Origin of the sequence: Mesorhizobium sp. M7A.F.Ca.US.008.03.1.1, from assembly GCF_003997495.1 — a bacterium.
Lineage (GTDB): Bacteria > Pseudomonadota > Alphaproteobacteria > Rhizobiales > Rhizobiaceae > Mesorhizobium.
This window is the reverse complement of the sequence record NZ_RZRU01000001.1, coordinates 43,851-65,573: the sequence shown is the minus strand read 5'-3', so window position 1 is coordinate 65,573 and position 21,723 is coordinate 43,851. Positions and strand designations below refer to the sequence as shown.

Below are 21,723 nucleotides of genomic sequence, written 5' to 3'. Positions count from 1 at the left end.
GATACAGTCGAGCACAGTGCTCGAATCCTTACCTCAGGATCGGACGGTACGCCCGGCTCGGGAAGGTATCCTGTTCCGCCACATCGGGCTTTTGCAGCATGTCAGTTTTGTGCCCGAGACCTCGGGACAAAAAATGGCCGGGCTCGAATGCGGCCCGGCCAAAAGAAGGTCAAAACCTTCAGAGGGGAACACCGTCCAGCGGAATGGGAGGAAACCGCCGAACGATTTTACCTTTTTGGGCGTATTTCGAAGCGTTGGCGACGAATGGTATTCCAAAAAAAATATGAAACAGCAAAAATCCGTGCGCCGCTGACCTCACGAACCAGGCGTTCCGGTCTCGAGCAGATCGGCATAGTGGCGGCGTGCAACGTCGGGATGCGACCGCAGGCGGCTTTTAAGCACATTGGTGCCAACGTCTCGAAACAGTGGATTGTCCGGATCGCTCGCCGGTCCGCGTGCTTCGGCCGCCAGTTCTTCAGGCAGACTGAGCAGCGGTATGGTCGCATCGAGCCGCGCGCTGAAGAAGAAGGGAACCGAAATCCGCTCGACGCCGGCAGGCGGCGTCACGACCCGGTGCACGGTGGCCCGCAGATATCCATTCGATGCCAGTTCGAGCAGTTCGCCGATGTTGACGACCAGCGTTCCAGGCAGCGGATCCACATTCACCCAGCTTCCGTCATATTCGACCTGCAGCCCCTTGTTGTCGTCCTGCAGCAGCAGGGTCAGGAAACCGCCATCCTTGTGCGCGCCGACGCCCTGGTCGCCTTCTGTCGCGTCACGGCCGGGATAACGGACGATCTTCATGCGATGGTTGGGCGAGTCCCGGTAGATCGCATCAAAAGCGTCCTCGGGCTGATCGAGCGACAGCGCGAAGGCTTTCAACAGCCGGATCGCCACCGCGGTCGCCTTGGCCTGCCATGCAAGCAGCGCCGGCTTGAGTTCCGGCAGTGCCGACGGCCACTGGTTCGGCCCCTGCAGCCGTGTCCAGGGCGCAATTCCAGGCCCCTGTGCTATGGGCTGGCGCTCGACGCCGATGTCGAGCTGCTCACGCCAGTCGGCCGCGCCCTTGGTCAGTTCGCCGCCGGCGCGGGTGTAGCCGCGAAACTGCTGGGATTTGACCATTTCGATCGCCAGCTTGTCGGCCTCCGGCAGCGCGAAGAACCGGCGCGATGCATCAAGCACGTCGTCGATCTCCAAGGCCGAAATTCCGTGGCCGCTGAGGTAGAAGAAGCCGACGTCCCGAGCCGCCGTGCGCAGGTCCAGGAGAAAGGTACGATACTCGGACGCACCTTGTTCGAGACGGCTCAGATCAAGCACCGGCACAATTCTGGGCATGGTCAGGTTCCTTCTTTTCTCTGCCTTGGCTTAGGAGAAGCAGAAGCGACCACCGGCAAGAGCTTCGAGCATGAATGCATCTCAAAGTGACACGCAAGGCGTGCTGATCAAAGCAACAGGAAGTCCAATCCGGCCCGAATGGAAGAACGTCAGCGCTGCATATTGTGAACTGCCGGCAAATAATTTCCCGACACGTGCTTTACCCGCCACGTCGTGGGCCGCACTTTCCAGTGCGACATCGTATACGTCACAGCGGAAGCGCAACCGCGCGTGATCGCCTGTAAATCCCGCCAGCCGACCGGCGGGAGGGCTTCAAGCCAGCTCGAACCGCTCGATGGCGCGCATGATGCCACGCAGCTCCGCGAGGCCTTTCAACCGGCCGATCAGCGAATAGCCGGGATTGATCCTGGTCTTGCCGATGTCGTCGGCGAGCAGATGGCCATGGTCTGGGCGCATCGGAATGCGCCAGTCGGCGCGGCCCTCCTTCCGGCGCCGCTTCTCTTCCTGCATCAGAGCGAGGATGACATGGGCCATGTCGGTGCCGCCCTCGAGATGCTCTGCCTCATGGAACGAGCCGTCATCCTCGATGGTGATGTTGCGCAGATGGGCGAAATGGATGCGGCCAGCGAACTCCTTGACCATGGCGACGATGTCGTTGTCGGCGCGCGTGCCATAAGAGCCGGTGCAGAACGTCAGGCCATTGGCGGGGCTGTCGACGGCGTCGAGGATGAAACGCGCATCCTCGGCGGTCGAGACGATGCGTGGCAGGCCATAGAGCGAGAAGGGCGGGTCGTCGGGATGGATGCACATGCGCACCCCCTCCTCTTCGGCCACCGGAATGATCTCGCGCAGGAACCAGGCAAGGTTGTCGCGCAATTGCTTCGGCCCGATCGCATCGTAGTCCGCCAGGGCCTCGCGAAAACTGTCCCTGTCATAGCTGCGCTCGGTCGCCGGCAGGCCGGCGATCAGGTTGCGCTCGATCCTGTCGATCGCTTCGCTGCTCAATTCCTTCAGCCGCGCTTCCGCCTCGGCGATCCGGGCGGCGGTATAGCCGGCCTCGGCATTGACGCGCTTCAGCACGAACAGGTCGTAGGCCGCGAAATCGATCGCGTCGAAACGCAGTGCATAGCCCGTCGTCGGCAGCCGATAGGCGAGATCGGTGCGGGTCCAGTCGACCACCGGCATGAAATTGTAGCAGACCGTCGCAATGCCGGCCTTGGCCAGCGCGCGGATTGAGTCGCGATAATAGCCGGCGTAGCGCTCGCGTTCCGGCGCGCCGATCTTGAAGGAGTTGTGGACCGGAATGCTCTCGACCACCGACCATGTCAGGCCGGCGGCCTCGATGACACGCTTGCGCTCCAGAATGCTCTCGAGCGGCCAGGCGCGCCCGTCATAGATATCGTGCAAGGCGCTCACCACGCCGGTCGCACCGGCCTGCCTGACATGATCGAGCGTTACCGGGTCGTTCGGTCCATACCAGCGCCAGCACTGTTCCATTGCCGCTTCCTTCTGCGAGAGAACGGCAACCTATTGTTGGACCACAATGGGTGTCAAACTAGGAACGGTTTCAGACAGCGAATGAAGGAGTTTTCCCAATGAAGGATTTCGACGGCAAGGTTGCCTTGGTGACGGGGACGACCGGGATTGGCCTCGCAACCGCCAGACGCCTCGCTGCAGGGGGCGCTGCGATCATCGCCTGCGGCATCGACCGCGCGGCCAACGCGGCGCTGAAAGCGGAACTGGAAAGTTCTGCAGTCGGGGCGCTGGTCATAGGCGCCGACGTCTCGGTGCCCGATCAGGTTCGCGACGCGGTAGCAGTCGGCGTGGAACGGTTCGGCGGCCTCGACATCATCGTCAATTCGGCGGCGGTGCATCCGTATGGAACCGTGACCAGCACCGATTTCGAGACCTGGAACAAGGCGATGTCGGTCAATGTCGGGTCGATCTATCTGACAGCGCATTTCGGTATCCCGGAAATGGTCCGAAGGGGCGGCGGCGCCATCGTCAACGTCGCTTCGGTGCAGGGCTTTGCCTGCCAGCAAAACGTCGCCGCCTATGCCACCACCAAGGGCGCCATCCACACGCTGACGCGTGCCCTGGCCCTCGACCACGCGCGCTCCGGCATCCGGGTCAATTCCGTCAGCCCGGGCTCGATCCGCACTCCGATCCTGGAAAGGGCCGCGCGCGGCGAGAACGGCACGGATGCCGATGTCGAGGCTGCCTACAAGCGCTTCGGCGAAGCGCATCCTATCGGCCGCATCGGCGAGCCGGAGGAGGTGGCGGAACTCATCGCTTTCCTGTGTTCGTCGAAGGCCGGCTTCTGCACTGGCGCGGACTACAAGATCGATGGCGGCCTGACCGCCGGCATCGGCGTGAAGTAGATCGCGAAGATTGGGGCTTGTCCGTTACCGGGAGCAGCCAGCATCCGACAATTGGGTCGCCCGACCTTCTTGACAGATCAATGCCCAAGCAAATTGAACACCGCACGGGCCCCGCCGAACAGGCCAAGTCCAATCAGGCAATACCGGCAATTCTGGTCGTCACCTGGCCATTGAAGCGCTTGACGCCCAGACGCCACATTGTCCCTCTCAACCTTCGGCAGCGCTGGATTCGCCGCGAGTGGCTGCATTTCGCCGATTGCATCCATGCCGGTGCGAAGCCGCGCACGCCGCTTTCGGACGGGCTCGCCGATCTCGATCTCGCCGTCCGGATCATCCAGGCAATGCCGCCAAAGCAGCTCTAGCGAAACTTCGGAAACGCGCCGCCGGCCGGCGCGTTGGCCCAGCTCTGCAAGGTCTGGCCGCCGTCGATCAGCCAATCCACGCCTGTGACGTGCCTCGCCTCGTCGGAGGCCAGGAACGCCACGGCGGCCGCGACATCGTCCGGCTGGCCGATGCGGCGCAACGGAATGCGGTCGGCGAAATGCTGGACGCTGCTCTTGAATTCGCCGTCGCCGGAAGCCGGCACGCCAAGCGTCGTCTCGATCACGCCGGGGCAGATGGCATTGACGCGTATGCCGTAGGGCGCGGCATCGAGCGCCGCGACCCGCGTCAGCCCGACCACGCCGTGTTTGGAAGCGACATAGCCGGCACCGCCCGAAAGGACGTCCCAACCGGCCATGGACGAGCCCATGTTGACGATCGAGCCACCGGTCCCGGCCTTGATCATCGCCCGAAGCGAGGCCTGCAGAACGAGGAAGATGCCGCGCAGATTGATGCGGATGGTCGTATCCCAATCCTCGACCGGCAGGTCATGAACGGGAGCGACGAAGCCGGAAATGCCGGCATTGTTGAACACCACGTCGAGGCCGCCGAACGTCTCGACGGTCGTTGCGGCGGCACGCCGCACATCCGCTTCATCGGTGACGTCGGCTTCGATGGCAATGGCGTTTTCACCCAGTGAGCGAGCCAGTTGCTGCGCCGCCGCGCCATTGCGGTCGACAATGGCGACCCGCGCGCCTTCGCCAAGGAAACGCCGCACCGCTGCGCTGCCGATCGCGCCGGCACCACCGGTGACGAGAACATTCTGTTTGTCGAACCGTTTCATTGTCCGGCCTCCGGCTTCGGATAGGAACGCCACGAATGGCTTGGCTCGAAGCCGATCGTTTCGCGCGCATGGACCGTGTCGAGCACAGCGCCGAAGCCGACGATCGGCCGCGATAGAACGACATCAGGATAGACCCTGTGCACGAGCGCTTCGGTTTCCTCTTCCATGAAGGTGTCGGCGGCGCTCAGGAGGACGCGCAGATGGCCGTCGCCTTGCCATTCAAGCGCCCGCAAGAAGCCCTGCCCGGCGTCGCGCGCGTCGAGATAGGCCCACAGGTCGCGGGCACTGTCGGCAGTGGCGCGGCGCGGCCCGACGCCCTCGAAAAAAGAACCCGGCGTCTGGATCCACGGCATGCGAACACTGACCGCCGAAAAGGCGCCGCGGCGCACCGCCGCGTCGACGATTTCCTCGCCCAGCCATTTCGACAGGCCGTACGGGTCCTGCGCGCCGACAGGATGGTTCAGGTCGACCGGCAGATAGGGCGGTCGCACAGGCTTCTCGAAAAAGGGATAGCCGAAAACGCTGAAGGACGAGGCATAGATGAAGCGCCTGGCGCCGGCCATGACAGCTGCCTCGACCACATTGTAGGCGGTCGCGACGTTGGTCTTGAACACCTCGCCGCCGGCCCGGCCGGTCGGTCGCGGAATGGCCGCGACATGCACCACGGCATCGCAATCGCGCACGAGTTGCAGCGTCGATCCCAGATCGGTCAAATCGGCGGTTGCGTGGCGCCATGCGACCTCACCCGGCATCACGGCATCGACACCAAGCACATCGTGGCCGGCCGCAACCAGAGCCTCGGCCACATGGCGGCCAAGCAGGCCACTGGCTCCGGTGACGATGGTTTTCATATCTCGGCCTCGGCTCCGCAATTCAGCGGCTTGAATATCATTGATGGTCATACAAATCGAGCACATGCCTGACAAGCGTTGTCAAGGCCATTTCGCGATGGACAAATAGCGCATACGCTTGTCGGAGCGCGGTGCGCAAGGCCGACCAGCACGCTTTGCGTCGAACGGGATTGACTTGGCATCCGTCAAGGCTTTTTGTATGAGCATCAACGATCGGTCAAAGGAGCTCGCCATGCCCGTGGACAGTTTTTCCTCACATCGGCACGATGACGCGGTGCGCCTCGATCCACGCCGTGCAGCCGTTGTCGTCATCGATATGGTCAATGAGTTCTGCAAGCCCGGCGGGGCCATGGTCCTGCCTGGGTACGAGACGCTGGTCGCGCCGCAGCTGGCCGTGATCGAGGCGGCGCGCGCCGCCGGCGTGCCGGTGATCTGGGTCCATGACAGCCACCGGCCGGGCATGCGACGCGAGCGCGAATGGCTGAAGCGCACACCGCATTGCCTGGACGGAAGCTGGGGGCCGGAGATCATCGAGGATCTCGGCGCCCGCGACGATGAGATCCATGTGATCAAGCGGCGCTACTCGGCCTTCTTTCAAACCGACCTCGATCTGACGCTGAAAGACATGCAGACCGATCAGCTGGTCATCTTCGGCGTGGTCACCAACATCTGTGTGCGCTCGACCGTCCATGACGCCTTTTTCCAGGGTTATGAGGTGGTGGTGCCCAGCGATTGCTGCGCGGCGACGGGGCCGCGCGAGCAGGAAAGTTCGCTCTACGACATAGCGACGCATTTCGGCGTGGTCAGCAATTCGGCTGATGTCGTCGCAGCCCTCCGCGACGGGACGTCGCTTCAACCAGCGGAGGTCGCGGCTTGAGCTTTTTCCAACCGGCGACATCCGAGACAGCGGCGATAGGAGTCCGGTGTGACGACTGAAAAGAAACCGCAATCCAAAAAAGGCGCGACGCTGAAAACACCCAGCGGCAATGCAGCGTCACCGAGCCGCGAGCAGGTGCTGCAGCAATATGCCGAGACCGGCTACGAACTGGACCGCCACCCGGCGCACGTCATCCGCCGGGCGCATCAGCGCGCGACGCTGCGCTTCCAGCAGGTCATGGCCGGCGAAGATCTTTCGCCAACCCAGTTCGCGGCGCTCGCCACGATCCTCAAGCATGGCGAAGTTTCGCAGAACCATCTCGGCCGCCTGACGGCGATGGACCCGTCGACCATCAGCATCGTCATGCGCAAACTGCTCAAACACGGGCTGATCACGCGCAGCGCCTCCGAAACCGACCAACGCCTGACGATGATCGCGCTGACCAGCAAAGGGACCGACTATACGCTGGAGCGGCTCGAACGCAGCGTCGAGGTCGGGCGGCGGTTCCTGTCGCCGCTCTCACCGGCTGAGCAGGCGACGCTGCTTCGCCTGCTCCAGCGCATCAACGACGACGACCCATCGAATGGCGACGGCGGCAAATAAGCCGCGTCCAGTCCTTTTTTCCATAACAGCAAAAGTGAGAACCGATGTCGTCCGACCTCCAGTCGTCTGCCAACACGCTCGTCGTCCGCAATATCGGTCTCATGCTGAGTGGCGATCTCGCACAACCAATCATCGACGCCGACACCATCGTCGTGACCGACGGCCGCATTACCGGGATCGGCAAGGCAGGCGGCATTGACGGCGGCGGCGCGGCGACGATCATCGATGCGATGGGCAGCGCGGTCGCGCCGGGTCTTATCGACAACCACGCCCATCCGGTGGCCGGCGACTGGACGCCTCGGCAGAACCAGATCGGCTGGATGGATTCGACCGTGCATGGCGGCGTCACCACCATCATCTCGGCGGGGGAAGTCCACACACCGGGCCGACCGCGCGACCTTGTTGGTCTGAAGGCGCTGGCGATCGCTGCCCAACGCACCTTCTCCAACTTCCGTCCGAACGGCATGAAGATCCTGGCCGGGGCACCGATCCTGGAACCCGGCCTTACCGAGGAAGACTTCCGCAGTCTCGCCGAGGCCGGCGTGACGCTTGTCGGCGAGGTCGGGCTTGGCGGCGTCAAGGATGGGCCGACCGGCCGGCAGATGATCGCCTGGGCGCGCAAATATGGCATGACCTCGATGACCCACACGGGCGGCCCGTCGCTGCCGGGCTCCGGCCGCATCGGCGCGGATGTCGTGCTGGAGGTCGACGCCGACATCGTCGCCCACGTCAATGGCGGGCCAACGGCCCTGCCCGAGGCGGAAATACGGCAGATCTGCGAGAAGGGCTCGAGGGCGCTTGAAATCGTCCATAACGGCAATTTGCGCACCGGACTGTTCGTGCTCGACCTGGCAAGGCAGCGCGGCGAACTTTCGCGCGTCATCCTCGGCACCGACAGCCCGGCCGGATCCGGCGTACAGCCGCTCGGCATCCTGCGAACCCTGACCATGCTGGCTTCGCTGGGCGGTATTGCGCCGGAAGTGGCGTTCTGTCTTGCCAGCGGCAACACGGCGCGCGTGCGCGGACTGGAGGATCGCGGCATCATCGAGGTCGGTCGCGCCGCCGACCTGATCTTCATGGATCAGGCGATCGGCGGCGCCGGCGACGGGCTGCTCGACAGCGTGGCGCTCGGCAATCTTCCAGGCATTGGAATGGTCGTCATCGACGGCGTGGTGCGGACCGGCCGGAGCCGCAACACCCCGCCGGCGCTACGGGTGCCGGAAGTCCTGGCTGCCTGACGGTCAGCCGACGCCGTCAATCCCGACAATCTTGTCCTTGGTCAGTCCGCCGACGCGCGGGTGCGGCCTGCCGGAATCGGTGACGGCGATAGCGACGACGATCTCGTCAGCACGCGGTGCGTCGGGAACACGAACCTCCATGCCGTCGAAATGGCTGCGCACCCGCGCAGCATCCTTGTGACCGAGCGGAATGTCGAGTGGCACGCCGAGGCCGCCGCGCTTCTTCGATGAAGGAATGAGCGCGGCACCCTTGCCAAGCACATCGCGGAACGGGGCACCGAGCTTTGGATGAAGGATGGCGGCGGCATGTTCGAGCTCGCCATCGGCGCCGACGGCGGCCGCCTTGCCGAAGCTCTCGACCAAGTCGCCGGCAATGCCCAGAGCAGCAACGGCGCGCCTGGGCAAGATTTCGCCCAACACTTCGCCGATGGCGCTCAGCGCCGACAGGTCCTCTGCGTAAGTGCCCGCATGGCGATTGCGGATCACCGCGACGGCTGCGGCACGCCGCGTCGGCGGATCGACGGGGCGCCCGCCTTCGATCCGGGTTTCCTCGACGATGGTGATGATACGGCGGATTTCCGGGTTCATCGCAATCCGTCCTCGCCCTTGATGTCGGCGGCGGCCAGGCCGCCGACCCGTGCATGGACGCGTGCGCCGGTGGTCATCGCCAGAATGACTGCCATTTCGTCGCCGCGCGGCGCATCGGCAATGCCGATCTCGATCGCATCGAAATGGCTGCGCACATAGGAGGCGTTTATGTGCGTGATCGGGATATCGATGCGCGTTCCGGGGCCGCCGACCTTCTTGGTCGAGGGCACGATCGCCTTGGCATTGCCGAGCAGTTCGCGCATCGCGTAGCCGCCCGGATTGTGCCAGAGCGCGCCATGTTCAAGCTCGCCGGCGGCGCCGACTATGGCACCCTTGCCATAGCCTTCGATGGCCTGGCCGCCTTCACCAATGGCGTCGATCAGGCGCCGAGCCATATCGAGACCTAGCGGCTTCAGATCTTCCATGAAGCCGGTGATCTCTTCGACATAGCGTCCGGCAAAAGGGTTGGCGATGACCGCGACGACCGCGCCTCGCTTGAGCGGGCGCGCCGCGTGGGGTCCGCCCTCATGGAATATCTCTTCGACCTGAACCAGAAATTTCCTGACCACCACAGCTGGCATTGTTCGCCTCCTTCATCCCGTCGCTCATAAAAACTCGTTAGAGTATCAACAATTACGCTCATCGACATTTGTCAAGCGCGGACGTCGAGCAAGTGGGCGAAGGGCCAAGAAAACTGCATCGGATGACGATTGACAGCCTGTTAAGCCGCTCCTAAACTCATATGACCATCAACGAACTTGCCGTTGTCCCGGCGATACGTGGGGATGGTCAAAGCGTGGCTTCAAAAGCTGAAAAAAGCTGAAGGGGAATGACATGAAAAGGGCGCTCAAGAGTTTATTTCTGGCCGGCACGATGCTTGCCATTTCGTTCGGACCGGCCGCCGCACAGGCCAAGGTTTCCGTGGCCGCCATCTCGGGATATTTTGCACAGGGTTTTGGCGTTTCGATCGTCAACGGCCTCAACAAGGCCAAGACCGATTTCGGCATCGACCTCAAGCTGGTCGACACCGGCAATCGCGCGCTCGACTACCAGCAGCAGTTCGAGAATCTTGCCAAGGGCAAACAGTACGACCTCATCTTCGTGATGGGCTGGGAACTGGTGGACTCGCTGCAAAAGGTCAGCGCCGAATATCCTGACCAGCGCTTCGTGTTCATCGATGGCGTCCTCGACAACCCCAAGATGATCTACGCCAATTTCGCCGAGGAGCAGGGATCCTTCGTCGCCGGCGCGCTTGCCGGCATGATCGAGGCCAAGGGCACCGCCTTCGACAAGATCGGCGACGGCAAGGCCATCGGCTTTGTCGGCGGCCGCGATATCCCGGTGATCCGCAACTTCCTGGGCGGCTACGAGCAAGGCGCCAAATATGCCGCGCCCGACGTCAAGGTGAACTCCGTCTTCGCCGGCACCTTCGACGACCCGGCCAAGGGCAGCGAGCTTGCCCAGGCGCTTTACGGCCAAGGCTCCGACATTGTCTATAACGTCGCCGGCCCGACGGGTGAAGGCGTGATGCAGGCAAGTGCCGCGGTCGACAAATATTCGATCGGCGTCGACATCGACATGTGCGGCTCGGCGCCGGGAAATGTGCTCGCCAGCATGCTGAAGCGCGGCGACATCGCCGTCTATACGCTGATCAAGGACGAGGTCGAGGGCCGCAAGATCACCGCCGGCACCCGCACTTTCGACCTCGCCTCGGGCGGTGTCGAGGTCAAGGTCTGCGATGACGTCGCCGCCAAGATCCCGGCAGAGATGACCGCCAAGCTCGATGAGATCAAAAAAGGCATCGTCGACGGCAAGATCGTGATCGCCAAGGCGAAGTAAGCCAACAACAGCGCCTCCCTCCCAAGAAAGCGCTACACTGATCCGCCGCGGCTTGCCGCGGCGGATCAGTGTCCAATCTGCGAGAGCCACGTTGTCGAACACGCCGGGGTCGCCGACCCTCCACAGCAATGCCGCGATGGCCGTCGAGTTGACTGGCATCACCAAGCGTTTTGGCGCATTCGTCGCCAATGACGGCATCGACCTTGCGGTCCACCGCGGCGAGATCCACGCCATCATCGGCGAGAACGGTGCCGGCAAGACGACGCTGATGAACATCCTGTTCGGCCTCTTGCAACCGGACGAAGGCTCGATCCGGCTGAACGGTGAAGAGATCGTGATCGCCGACCCGTCCGTGGCGATAAAGGCCGGCCTCGGCATGGTTCACCAGCATTTCAAGCTGGTTCCCTCGCTCTCGGTTGCCGACAACGTCTTTCTCGGTATGGAAATCCGTCGCCATGGGCTGATCGACCACGCCGCACAAATTACGCGCACGCGTGACCTGTCGAAGCGCTTCGGCCTGCAAGTCGATCCGACCGAGCGCGTCGGGCTGCTCTCGGTCGGCATAGAACAACGCATCGAAATCCTGAAGGTCCTGGTGCGCGGCGCGCGCACCATCATCCTCGATGAACCGACCGCGGTGCTGACGCCGCAGGAGAGCCGTGAGCTGTTCCAGACGCTGCGCAGCTTCGTGGCCGAAGGCATGACGGTGATCTTCATTTCGCATCACCTGGAAGAAGTGATGGAAGTGTCCGACACGGTGACGGTGCTGCGCAACGGCAAGAAGGTGGCGACCCGGCCGACGGCCGAGCTCAGCAAGGACGAGTTGGTGCACATGATGGTCGGCCGAGAGGTCAGCTTCGACCGGCGGCCGCGCGCGTCGCTACACGGCGACGTGGTCCTCGAAGTGAAAGATCTGTGGGCGCGCGACGATCGCCTGCTGCCGGCCCTTCGCGATGCCAGTTTCACGGTCCGCTCCGGCGAGGTGGTGGGGATCGCGGGTGTGGCCGGCAATGGACAGACGGAGCTGGCGGAAGTGCTTTCGGGCTTGCGGCCGGCAAGCCATGGCGGGGCGTGGCTGAAGGGCCAGAATCTCACCGCTCTCTCCCCCGCCGCGATCCGCCAGGCAGGCCTCGCCCATGTTCCAGGCGACCGCATGGTACGCGGGGTCGATCGCAACGCTTCGATAGCGGCCAACACCCTGATGGGCCGCCAGCATCGCGCACCATGGAGCCGCGGCGGCATGCTCAACTGGAATGCCATAAATCAAAACGCCGAAACGCTGATCAAGAGCTTCGATATTCGCGCGCGGGGACCGAGCGATGCGGTCAAGCGGCTTTCGGGCGGAAACATCCAGAAGGTCGTTCTGGCACGCGAATTCACCAATGGCGCCGATTTCCTGCTGATCGACCAGCCGACGCGCGGCGTCGACATCGGCGCCCAGGAGGCCATTCATGACGAGATCATGCGCCAGCGCGCCGCTGGCCGCGCGATCCTGCTGATTTCCGTGCAACTCGACGAACTGGCCGCCCTTGCCGACCGCATCCTGGTGATGTTCAACGGGCGGATCATGGGTGAGGTCGCCGGCGATGATGCCGACGAGGAGCGCATCGGCATGATGATGGCAGGCGTGGCCGCGCCGGAATTCGCCGCGGAGACCGCATCATGAGAGACCATTTGCGTGCCCTTTCCGGCCAGGTCATCGCCATCGGCGTGGCGCTGCTGATGGGCGCGATCATCATCCTCATGGTTGGCGAAAGCCCGGCGCGGGTGTTCATGACACTGTTGCGCGGCGCCTTCGGCGATCAGGAGAAGATCGCCGGGACCTTGCTGCAGACGACGCCGATCCTGATCTGCGGTGTCGCCGCCTGCATCGGCTTGCGCGGCGGCATGTTCAACGTCGGCATCGAGGGCCAGCTGTTCCTCGGCGGCTTCGCCGCCGCCTGGGTCGGCTTTGCCATGCCCCTGCCCGCGGGCATTCACACGCTGGCAGCACTGGCGCTGGCGGTCGTGGCAGGCGCGGCCTGGGTCGCCATCCCCGCCTACTTCCGCGCCCGCTACAACACCAACGAGGTCGTCTCGACGATCCTGTCGAACTACGTGGCGGTGCTGCTCACCTCCTATTTCACCATCTTCCTGTTCAAGCGGCCGGGTGGCTGGTCGGAGACGCCGCCGATCCTGGCGACATCCTATCTGCCGGAGATATTCAGCTTCTCGCGGTTGAACTGGGGCCTGGTCATTGGCCTGGTGCTGGCGGTCGGCGCAGCCCTTGTCTTCCGCTACACCAAATGGGGTTACGGCGTCACGATGGTCGGTTCGGCGCCGAAATTCGCCGAATATGGCGGCGTCAACGTGAAACGGCAGGGTTTCCTGGTCCTGCTGCTTTCGGGCGCCGTCGGCGGGCTGGCCGGCGGCGTCGAGACGCTCGGCGTCCATCACCGCTTCATGGAAGGCTTTGCTCCCGGTTTCGGCTTCGACGGGCTGATCGCCGCCCTGCTCGCCAATGGCTCGCCGGTCGCCACCATCTTCACCGCACTGTTCTTCGGCGCTCTGCGCAACGGATCGCTGCTGCTCGAGGTCGATACCAGCGCGTCGCGCGAGATCATCACCGTGATCCAGGCGCTGATCATCCTCAGCGTGTCGGCCCAGGTGCTGGTGAGAAAGCGCGGCGACAGCCAGGCAGGGGAGCGGCGATGGAAATTCTAGACAAGCTCATCAACGTCGCGCTGATCGCGGCGACGCTTCGCACCACCGCGCCCATCCTTCTGGTCGCGCTTGGCGGCTCGTTCACCACCAAGGCCGGCATCTTCAACATCGGCCTCGAGGGGCAGATGCTGGTCGGCGCCTTCTTCGCCGTCCTTGGTTCGATCTGGACCGGTTCCGCGCTCGCGGGCGTCGCCTGCGGCGTCGCGGCGGCGCTCGTCTTCGCCCTGGTCTTTGCTGTCCTGGTGGTGAGCTTCAAGGCCAATGAAGTGGTCGTCGGGCTGGCGCTCAACATCCTGGCCGGCGGCATGACGATCTCGCTGATGAAAGCGATCTTCGGCACGCGCGGTTCGATCGTCGGTCACGGCATCGTCGGCCTGCCGAAAGTCCAGCTGCCCGGCGCGCGCGACCTTCTCGGCTCGTGGGCGCCGCTGATCTCCGGCTTCACGCCGCTCGTCTATGCCGCCTTCATCGCCGTGCCGCTGCTGGTCGTCTGCTACAACCGGACGCGGCTCGGCCTCTATATCCGTGTCGTCGGCGAAAAACCGGAAGCCGCCGAGGCGCTTGGCATCTCGATCACCCGCGTCCGCTACATCGCGTCGCTGCTGTGCGGATTGCTGGCGGGCCTCGCCGGCGCTCATCTGTCACTCGGCTACATCACCATGTTCACCGAAAACATGTCGTCGGGCCGTGGTTTCATGGCGGTGGCGATCCTGATCTTTTCCAACGGCGATCCGCTGAAGGTGCTGGCCGGCTGCCTGCTGTTCGGCTTCGCCGATGCCTTTTCGCTGCGCCTGCAGACGTTCGGCTATCCGTCCTACCTGGTTCTCACCGTCCCCTATGTCGTCGCGCTGATCGCACTGTTCGCGCTGTCCTACCGGGCGCGTCCAAGGGTCATCGCGGAGACGCTGGTAACGATGCGCAAACTGCTGTCGGTAGACAAGAACACCGAGCCCGGCGGTAAAAATCCCCAGTGAAGGAAGCCTCTATGGAACGCATAATCCTCGACGTGGATTCGGCCGGCGACGATATTCTCGCCGTGCTGTTTGCAGCGGTCAATCCGAAGCTGCGGCTCGAGGGCGTGACCACCGTGACCGGTGCGGCCGGCCCGATCGAACAGGTCACCAACGTCGTCCTCAACACGCTGACGCTCGCCGGGCGTGACGACATCCCGGTTCACGCCGGCGCGTGGCGGCCGATCGTCGGCAACGCCAAGGCCGACATGGAGGCGCCGGTGCATTTCGAAAAACGGCTTGTCGCCCGTTTCGGCGATCGCCTGAAGAAGTTCAACCCGCCGGCGCCGACGCCCGTGCGGCAGGCCACGTCGGGACATGCGGTCGATTTCATCATCGAGACGGTCACGGCCAATCCGGGCGAGATCACGCTGGTGACGACCGGCCCGCTGACCAACGCGGCGATGGCGCTGTTGCAGGAGCCGGGATTGACCGGTGCACTGAAGCGGCTGATCGTGCTCGGCGGCAATTTCCAGACGCCGGGCAACATCACGCCCCTGTCGGAATACAACATCTGGGCCGATCCGGAGGCTTCGCGCATCGTGCTCAACGCCGATGTCGAGAAGATCCTCGTGCCGCTCGACATCTGCGAGGACAACCGCGTCGCCGATTCGATGCTGACCCGCGACGACATCGCCGACATGCAGGCCGTCGCGAGGGACAATCCCGTCCTAGAGATGATCGCCGACAGCTTCCCGATCTACATCGACATCTGGCGCGAATTCTTCGACCTCGTCGGCTTCCCGATGGACGACGTGATCACCGTGGCGCTGGCTTTCGATCCCGGCCTGGCGACGATGACCGAGCCGCTGTTCGCCGACGTCGTGCTCGACGGCAGGCTGGCGCGCGGCCAGACCGTGGCCTATCGCGGCCGGCAATTGCTGCCCGGCGGCGGGCCCAAAACCACCCGCATCTGCACCGGCCTCGACGGCCGGCGCTTCCTCGACGGCTTCAAGAAAACCATAGCGCGCTACGAGCGGGCGGCGTGAAAGACGACATGATGACCAAGCCAACTCCTATCCTGTTCGACTGCGACCCCGGCCACGACGACGCCATCGCGCTGGTCATGGCGCATCGCTCGCCGGCCATCGAGCTACTCGGCGTCACCACGACCTGCGGCAATGCGGAGGTCGAGAAGACGACCGCCAATGCCTTGCGCATCCTGGAGTATATCGGCGCCGGCGACGTGCCTGTCGCGCAGGGCTGCCACCGTCCGTTGGCGCGCCCGCTGGTGCTCGGCACCGCCGATGGCCCGAGCGGGCTCGAGGGCTCGCCCTACCTGCCGCAGGCGACGATCAAGCCGGTCGACCGGCATGCCGTCGATTTCCTGGCCGACAAGCTCCGCGCCGCGCCCGAACCGATCCTGGTCGTCGCCACCGGCCCGCTCAGCAATATCGGCCTGATGATCCTCAAGCATCGCGACGTGCTGCCCAAGATCAAGGAGCTGATCTGGATGGGCGGCGTGTTCTACCGCAAGAGCGAGATCATCACGCCGACCGAGTTCAACGCGTTCTGCGACCCCGAGGCGCTGAAGATCGTTCTGGACAGCGGCGTGCCGATCCTGATGGTCGGCCTCGACGTCACCATGCAGGTGCTGATCGAGGCGCCGCAATATGCCGAACTGGCCACCATCGACACGCCGCTCGGCCGGCTCGTCAACGACTGGCTGCTGTTCTACGAGAAGCTGCACCGCAACTCGATGGGCGTCGGCGGCGCCATGCACGATCCGCTCGCGCTGGCGCTGGCCATCGACCCGACATTGGTGCGCACGCGCCCTGCCCATATCGGCGTCGATCTGTCCGGCACCTACGCCTTCGGCGCGACCATCGCCGATTACTGGGGCGAGCGCGGCGAAAAGGACAATGCCCGCATCGCCTTTGAGGTCGACGCGGACCGCTTCTTCAAGCTGATGTTCGATCTGCTGCGGGACTGAACGGAGCGCGAGCGGCGCCGGTAGCTTTTCGATAGGAATTTTTTCTTGACTGCCTGCCCTCAGCTATGGTACATATTTGCCCATGGTGCTGATTTGCGCCAGTGACCCGCCGCACAGGCGGGTTTTTCGTTTGCTCCGTCAGCCAACGCCCCGGCGAAGGCTCCGAACGAGCGTCGAAACGCAGTGCGTTCAGCCGCGTGAGATGTCAGGGTCAGTTGAGCTGATTGAGAATCCCGGAACTGCTCGCCAGCACCAGGCTTTTGTAGATCAGGAACGCTAGCGTACAGATCGCGGCCAGGGAGATCGGCACGCCGAACGGCACCACGCCCTTGCGGTCCAGATGCTGGACAATGAGCCGAAAAGCGCCCGCGGGCAGCAGGAAGGGGTTTTTCACGATCGCGGCGGTGGCCAAGGCGAAAACCAGGAGCAGCACTGAAAACACCGCGAGAGCGCCGCCGCTGATCAGGAATGGCACGACCGCGATCAGCTTGACATCGCCGGCGCCGATCTTGCGCAGGACCCAGAAGGGCAAGAACGCGACGAACAACAGAAGCCCCGCACCGGCACTCAGTCCCATGTCCCACCACGAGCCGGACTGCAGCGACAGCAACAGCAGGCCCCCAGCCCCCAGGCAGAGCAGCAGCAGCACGTCGCGATTGGAAATCCTCTGGGTGGTGAAGTCGACCCAGGCAATCCACGCCAGCAGAGGGATGGCGAGCGCCTTCAGCAGCAGTGCTTCGACGAGCAACATGCTAGCGCTCGACGTTCTGCACGCTTGACGACAAAAGCTTCAGATTGTTGGCGACGGTCGGATCGTTGGGCGCCAGCTCATAAGCCTTGAGGAAATTCGAGCGGGCATCCTGCAGCTTGCCGCGCAGCAGGTAGGAATAGCCGACATTGTTGTAATATTCGGGCGTCGCGCCGACCAGCTTGAAGGCCCTGGCATAGGCGCGGTCGGACAGGTCGAAGCGGTGGATGCGGTCGGTGCAGGCGGCCAGCCCCATCCAGGCGTTACCATCATTGGGCGCCAGTTGCGTCGCCTTGAAGAACAGCGCGCCGGCATTGCCGTAGTTCTCGGCACGGAACTGGTTCTTGGCTTCGGCGACAGCCTGGTCCGAGGCATAGTATTCGACATCGCTGACCGTCTTCAGCCCGTCGAAAGCATCGCCAAAAGACGTCACGTCGCCTTTCGACGGTTCGTTGGTGCGCACGACCCCGTCGGTGGCGTCCGTCTGGCAGCCGGCAAGCATAACCGTCAACAGGCAGCACGCCGCCGCGATAGCCCTCTTCATACAGGTTCCCCCAAGGGTCTCGGACCTCATATTAGAATCACATCATACACGCAATTAGAAGATAATGCCCCTCATACGGATGATCACCGGTAGCATGATAACCATCATAACCACAGGGAAGATACAAAGCCCCAACGGAATCATCATTTTCACAGGCAAAGAGTTGGCACGTTCCTCTGCACTCAGGATTCTCTGGCCACGCATCTCGGCGCTATAAACACGCAATGCGTCGGTGAGGCTGGTGCCGAGTTCTTCCGACTGCCTAAAGAGGACAGCCAGTGCCCGCGCCTCGTCCAGTCCGATGCGATCCGAGAGTTCGCGTAGCGCTTCCCGCAACGGCTTGCCAGCACGCAACTGCAAATTCATGATCGACAGCTGTATTCCCAGCCATTTGTGGGTGGCAGCCATTTCGTGGCTGACGCGTTCGACTGCCCCCTCCAGGCTCATGCCGGCATCGGCGCAGGTGATCATCATGTCCATGAAGTCGGGGAAAGCCCGGCGATAGATCTGTTTCTGGCTGTTCTCGAAACGGTCGAGCAGAATGGAAGGAAGCACGATGCAGGCTAGGCCGAACAGGGCAGAACCGGCAAAGGTGATGAAACCTGGCAGGTGCGGCGGCAGAGCGCGCGACAGGAGTGCATACATTGCCAGAAAGCCGACGCAGACGGCGGCCAGGCGACTTAGCGTATAAATCAGTGGTGCGCTTGATTGATAAAAGCCGGCGCGAAACAGCTTCGCCTCCAGGGCATTTGGCTCATCGCGCTCCTTCTCGATCGACTTGAAGTAGGCATCGACCGGCCGTTGCGCCGCAAGCTTGGCAAGCTGGTCTTGTCCGAGCATCGACCGGCGGTCTGTAATTCCTTCGCCCATCAGGCTCTGCGCGACGAGCTTTCGTGTCTGCAGAGCCGGCAAGAAGACAAGCGCACCGAAAAGGAAGAAGGACACAGCCGCCACAAAGACGGCAATAGACACCAAGAAGCCCAGGTCCTGAATGTTCGAAAACAATTTCTTTCGTCGCCCCCAGTCAAAAATCGAAAGTGACCATCCGGTACATGATGAAGTCGCCAAGCAGCGCCCACAAGCCAAAAAGCAGGAATGTCGGGAAGATGAGCGGGTTGCCCCAGACCGCCCCGTAATAGGCTGGGGAAAGGATTTGAAGTGTGAAGAACATCACAATAGGAAACAAGGAGATGATCCACGCGGAGACGCGACCTTCGGCCGAAAGCGCCCTGATTTTCATTCGCAATTTCTGCCGTTCACGCAGAACCGAGGAAAGATTGGCTAGAATTTCGGTCAAATTGCCGCCCGTCTTGGCCTGGATCGACAGCGATACCGACAGCAGCTGAAGGCCCTCGAAGCCGACACGCTGCGAAAGCTTTCGCACGGCCTGCTCGATGCTGAGGCCAAAGGTGATCTCGTCGGAGACGATGCCGAACTCGGTACCGAGCGGATCCGGCATCTCGCGCCCCACAAGACCGATCGCGACCGAAGCGGGATGTCCGGCGCGCAGCGAACGGACAATCATGTCGAGCGCATCCGGCAGCTGTTTGGCAAATTTCCGGATTCGCTTGTTGCGGGCGCGCCGGAGGACCAGAAGCGGCAAGACGAGCCCTACGACCAGAAAGATAAGAAGCGACGCCAAGGTCGACACATTGATGAGGATCGCCAGCAGCAACGCCATCGCCAGACCCGCAAGCAGGAACGTCGCAGCGAACGTCAGGGGGTTTCCAGTAATGCCGGACTGGGTATAGAGCCTGTTCAACCAGACCATACCGAAAAGAAAATCGCCCGAGTCCGTGAGCCCGCGCTCGCGCAGCAATCCCTGTAACGTTTGTTCGGCCGGGACGTCGCCAGCGAGCCGCTTCAATCGGCGATTAACTGCTAGAGACCGGGAGCGGCGGCCGGCAAAGGAAAGATAAAGGGCTTCGCCGGCGAGAATGACCGAGGCCGCCGCCAGCATGTAGATGAAATACAGCAGAGCTTGACCCGTCGGCATCAGAGGGCAACCTGCGGGTTGAAGGCGTCCTTGGCAAAATGATGGCCAAGTGTCGCGGCCTCCGGAGCGAAGCGCGGACGGACACCGGTTGCACGAAAATCACCGATGACTTTGCCTTCGGCTGTGACTTCACGGCGGACGAAATGATAGATTTCCTGGAGCTGCACGACATTGCCTTCCATGCCGGTCAGCTCCGATATGGAGGTGACGCGCCGGCCGCCGTCGGAAAGACGCTGTGTTTGCACGATGATGTCGATGGCCGACGCAATCTGCGCCCGGATCGAATCATGCGTCATCGGCATGCCGGCCATACCGACCATCTGTTCGAGCCGCGAGATCGCGTCGCGCGGCGTGTTGGCATGGATGGTGGTCATCGAGCCTTCATGCCCGGTGTTCATCGCCTGCAGCATGTCGAAGGCTTCCTCGCCGCGCACCTCGCCGACGATGATGCGGTCCGGCCGCATGCGCAACGCGTTCTTCAGCAACTCACGTTGGCGCACCTCGCCCTTGCCCTCGACATTGGGCGGGCGCGTCTCCAGCCGGCCGACATGCGGCTGCTGCAATTGCAATTCGGCCGCATCCTCGATGGTGATCAGCCGCTCTTTGGAGGGTATGTAGCTCGACAAGGCATTGAGCAACGTCGTCTTGCCGCTGCCGGTGCCGCCAGAAACCAGGATCGATTTGCGCGCCTGGACCGCGATCCGCAGCAGCTCGATCATCGGCGGACGGATGGAATTGAACGCCATCAAACGCTCAAGCGAATAGGGGTTCTTCGAGAACTTGCGGATCGACACCAGCGGGCCGTCGACCGAGACCGGCCGCACCGCGATGTTGACACGCGAACCGTCTTCCAGCCGCGCATCGACCATCGGCGACGATTCATCCACACGCCTGCCGATAGCCGAAACGATCTTGTTGATGACGCGCAGCAAATGCGCCTCATCCCGAAACCGGATTGGCGTTTCTTCGACGATGCCACGCCGCTCTATGAAAACGCGCTTGTGGGTGTTGATCATGATGTCGGTGATCGAATCGTCCTTGAGCAGCGGTTCGATCGGCCCGAGACCCAGCATCTCGTCGGCGGTGTCACTGGTCAATTGATCGAGTTCGCGTGCGTTCAGCGGCACGTTTCGATTACGAACGAACTCGCGAACAATCGGACGGATCTCGTTCAGGATCTCATCCTTGGAAGCACTTTCAAGGGCGGTCAGATTGAACCGATCGATAAGATGGCGATGAATCTCGACCTTGAGCGTCAGAAAATCATCGCCATGCGATTCAATATCAGCGACGGCCGAAAGGGGCTGGGCAACAGGCGAAACCGTCGGCGGCTCGACCTTTGTCACTCCCTGCTGTTCTCCTGGACCCTTTATGAACCGCCCCAGCATAATTGCTTATACTCCCCTCGGACACGCATTAGCGGAAACTAAACGTTAACCAACGAGCGCACAAGCGCCTGGATGCCCAGCGCACAGCCATTACTTTCGGCATAGTTAAGATCAAAGCCCACAAATCCCTTGTTTATTTTATGCAGAGGGCATGCGGGGTTCTCCCAATTTATCTGCGGCCCTCACACTCATCCGACCGCGCCGCAAAAATGAGCAAAACTGCCGCTTAAGTCCTTAGATATAAAGGAATATGCATCATAGCTAATGCTTCCCTAGTTTCGCCACATGAGCGGCCAAATTGTGAACGAATGGTTAAGGACGTCCGAAAAATGAAAAGAATCAATCCCTTGATAAGCTTTGACTTTGCAATCTTCTTGCCGAATCACGTATATGAAAGTTAAGGAACCCTTAATCTCGTTTGACTCTGCGTTTTCTCGGGACCTAGGATCGAGATGACGGGGGATGCTTGGGTTTGGATTTCATCCCGTGCTCTGTCTCGTCGGGTTACAACCTCCAAAGGGAGA

The 21,723-nt window shown here is 62.5% G+C and carries 22 protein-coding genes; 11 read left to right on the top strand and 11 right to left on the bottom strand.

From position 1 onward, the window contains the following. Nucleotides 1-315: 315 nt before the first annotated feature. On the bottom strand, nucleotides 316-1,335 hold the full coding sequence (locus tag EOA16_RS00310) for an isopenicillin N synthase family oxygenase (RefSeq protein ID WP_127254737.1): 1,020 nt from the start codon (nucleotides 1,333-1,335) through the stop codon (nucleotides 316-318). Between the two features lie 312 nt (nucleotides 1,336-1,647). Next, nucleotides 1,648-2,832 carry a mannonate dehydratase gene (uxuA, locus tag EOA16_RS00305; RefSeq protein WP_127254736.1) on the bottom strand — a complete coding sequence of 395 codons (1,185 nt, stop codon included), beginning with the start codon at nucleotides 2,830-2,832 and terminating at the stop codon, nucleotides 1,648-1,650. A gap of 98 nt (nucleotides 2,833-2,930) precedes the next feature. Between uxuA and EOA16_RS00300 the strand changes: the two genes are divergently transcribed. After that, the gene (locus EOA16_RS00300) at nucleotides 2,931-3,716 is read left to right on the top strand and encodes an SDR family oxidoreductase (protein WP_127254735.1); all 786 of its coding nucleotides are present in this window, start codon (nucleotides 2,931-2,933) and stop codon (nucleotides 3,714-3,716) included. Nucleotides 3,717-3,796: 80 nt separating this feature from the next. After that, the gene (locus EOA16_RS32970) at nucleotides 3,797-4,078 is read left to right on the top strand and encodes a hypothetical protein (RefSeq protein ID WP_245455805.1); all 282 of its coding nucleotides are present in this window, start codon (nucleotides 3,797-3,799) and stop codon (nucleotides 4,076-4,078) included. Here the strand turns inward: EOA16_RS32970 and EOA16_RS00290 are convergent. Next, nucleotides 4,075-4,881 (bottom strand): SDR family NAD(P)-dependent oxidoreductase, encoded by an 807-nt coding sequence (locus EOA16_RS00290; protein ID WP_127254734.1) that lies wholly within the window; start codon nucleotides 4,879-4,881, stop codon nucleotides 4,075-4,077. The genes EOA16_RS32970 and EOA16_RS00290 overlap by 4 nt on opposite strands. Then, entirely contained in the window at nucleotides 4,878-5,732 is an 855-nt protein-coding gene (locus EOA16_RS00285; RefSeq protein ID WP_127254733.1) for an NAD(P)-dependent oxidoreductase, read from the bottom strand. The genes EOA16_RS00290 and EOA16_RS00285 overlap by 4 nt, the downstream gene beginning before the upstream one ends. Before the next feature lie 232 nt (nucleotides 5,733-5,964). On the opposite strand from EOA16_RS00285, the gene EOA16_RS00280 reads away from it, so the two are divergent. From EOA16_RS00280 to EOA16_RS00270, 3 genes are read left to right on the top strand one after another with little or no spacing between them, the layout of a single operon-like run. Continuing rightward, nucleotides 5,965-6,609 carry an isochorismatase family cysteine hydrolase gene (locus tag EOA16_RS00280; protein WP_127254732.1) on the top strand — a complete coding sequence of 215 codons (645 nt, stop codon included), beginning with the start codon at nucleotides 5,965-5,967 and terminating at the stop codon, nucleotides 6,607-6,609. A gap of 48 nt (nucleotides 6,610-6,657) precedes the next feature. After that, complete coding sequence (locus tag EOA16_RS00275) at nucleotides 6,658-7,212, top strand: MarR family winged helix-turn-helix transcriptional regulator (protein WP_127254731.1); 555 nt, start codon at nucleotides 6,658-6,660, stop codon at nucleotides 7,210-7,212. Nucleotides 7,213-7,256: 44 nt separating this feature from the next. Beyond that, complete coding sequence (locus tag EOA16_RS00270) at nucleotides 7,257-8,450, top strand: amidohydrolase family protein (protein WP_127254730.1); 1,194 nt, start codon at nucleotides 7,257-7,259, stop codon at nucleotides 8,448-8,450. 3 nt (nucleotides 8,451-8,453) lie between these two features. Here EOA16_RS00270 and EOA16_RS00265 read toward each other — a convergent pair whose 3' ends face one another. Both EOA16_RS00265 and EOA16_RS00260 read right to left on the bottom strand, forming a co-directional pair. Beyond that, complete coding sequence (locus tag EOA16_RS00265) at nucleotides 8,454-9,038, bottom strand: amino acid synthesis family protein (RefSeq protein WP_127254729.1); 585 nt, start codon at nucleotides 9,036-9,038, stop codon at nucleotides 8,454-8,456. Further along, nucleotides 9,035-9,619 carry an amino acid synthesis family protein gene (locus tag EOA16_RS00260; protein ID WP_023809103.1) on the bottom strand — a complete coding sequence of 195 codons (585 nt, stop codon included), beginning with the start codon at nucleotides 9,617-9,619 and terminating at the stop codon, nucleotides 9,035-9,037. The genes EOA16_RS00265 and EOA16_RS00260 overlap by 4 nt, the downstream gene beginning before the upstream one ends. A 253-nt stretch (nucleotides 9,620-9,872) precedes the next feature. Between EOA16_RS00260 and EOA16_RS00255 the strand changes: the two genes are divergently transcribed. The 6 genes from EOA16_RS00255 (at nucleotide 9,873) to EOA16_RS00230 (ending at nucleotide 16,523) form a co-directional block, all read left to right on the top strand. Continuing rightward, the gene (locus EOA16_RS00255; protein WP_127254728.1) at nucleotides 9,873-10,877 is read left to right on the top strand and encodes a BMP family ABC transporter substrate-binding protein; all 1,005 of its coding nucleotides are present in this window, start codon (nucleotides 9,873-9,875) and stop codon (nucleotides 10,875-10,877) included. A 91-nt stretch (nucleotides 10,878-10,968) separates the two neighbouring features. Continuing rightward, nucleotides 10,969-12,543, top strand: a complete 1,575-nt coding sequence (locus EOA16_RS00250; protein ID WP_164754051.1) for an ABC transporter ATP-binding protein — start codon at nucleotides 10,969-10,971, stop codon at nucleotides 12,541-12,543. Then, nucleotides 12,540-13,580, top strand: a complete 1,041-nt coding sequence (locus tag EOA16_RS00245) for an ABC transporter permease (RefSeq protein ID WP_127254727.1) — start codon at nucleotides 12,540-12,542, stop codon at nucleotides 13,578-13,580. The genes EOA16_RS00250 and EOA16_RS00245 overlap by 4 nt, the downstream gene beginning before the upstream one ends. Then, a complete protein-coding gene (locus tag EOA16_RS00240) occupies nucleotides 13,568-14,554 on the top strand; it encodes an ABC transporter permease (protein ID WP_127254726.1) in 987 nt (328 codons plus the stop codon). Before EOA16_RS00245 ends, EOA16_RS00240 begins: the two co-directional genes overlap by 13 nt. A gap of 11 nt (nucleotides 14,555-14,565) precedes the next feature. Continuing rightward, nucleotides 14,566-15,579, top strand: a complete 1,014-nt coding sequence (locus EOA16_RS00235; protein WP_127254725.1) for a nucleoside hydrolase — start codon at nucleotides 14,566-14,568, stop codon at nucleotides 15,577-15,579. Continuing rightward, nucleotides 15,576-16,523 (top strand): nucleoside hydrolase, encoded by a 948-nt coding sequence (locus EOA16_RS00230; RefSeq protein WP_164754049.1) that lies wholly within the window; start codon nucleotides 15,576-15,578, stop codon nucleotides 16,521-16,523. The genes EOA16_RS00235 and EOA16_RS00230 overlap by 4 nt, the downstream gene beginning before the upstream one ends. A 211-nt stretch (nucleotides 16,524-16,734) precedes the next feature. Here EOA16_RS00230 and EOA16_RS00225 read toward each other — a convergent pair whose 3' ends face one another. From EOA16_RS00225 to EOA16_RS00205, 5 genes are read right to left on the bottom strand one after another with little or no spacing between them, the layout of a single operon-like run. Beyond that, on the bottom strand, nucleotides 16,735-17,274 hold the full coding sequence (locus tag EOA16_RS00225; protein WP_127254724.1) for a prepilin peptidase: 540 nt from the start codon (nucleotides 17,272-17,274) through the stop codon (nucleotides 16,735-16,737). A gap of 1 nt (nucleotide 17,275) precedes the next feature. Beyond that, entirely contained in the window at nucleotides 17,276-17,815 is a 540-nt protein-coding gene (locus EOA16_RS00220; protein ID WP_127254723.1) for a tetratricopeptide repeat protein, read from the bottom strand. A gap of 54 nt (nucleotides 17,816-17,869) precedes the next feature. After that, nucleotides 17,870-18,820 (bottom strand): type II secretion system F family protein, encoded by a 951-nt coding sequence (locus tag EOA16_RS00215; RefSeq protein ID WP_127254722.1) that lies wholly within the window; start codon nucleotides 18,818-18,820, stop codon nucleotides 17,870-17,872. A 19-nt stretch (nucleotides 18,821-18,839) separates the two neighbouring features. Further along, nucleotides 18,840-19,811, bottom strand: coding sequence for a type II secretion system F family protein (locus EOA16_RS00210; RefSeq protein WP_127254721.1), 972 nt, complete (start codon nucleotides 19,809-19,811; stop codon nucleotides 18,840-18,842). Next, entirely contained in the window at nucleotides 19,811-21,199 is a 1,389-nt protein-coding gene (locus EOA16_RS00205; protein ID WP_127254720.1) for a CpaF family protein, read from the bottom strand. Before EOA16_RS00205 ends, EOA16_RS00210 begins: the two co-directional genes overlap by 1 nt. Nucleotides 21,200-21,723 lie beyond the last annotated feature (524 nt).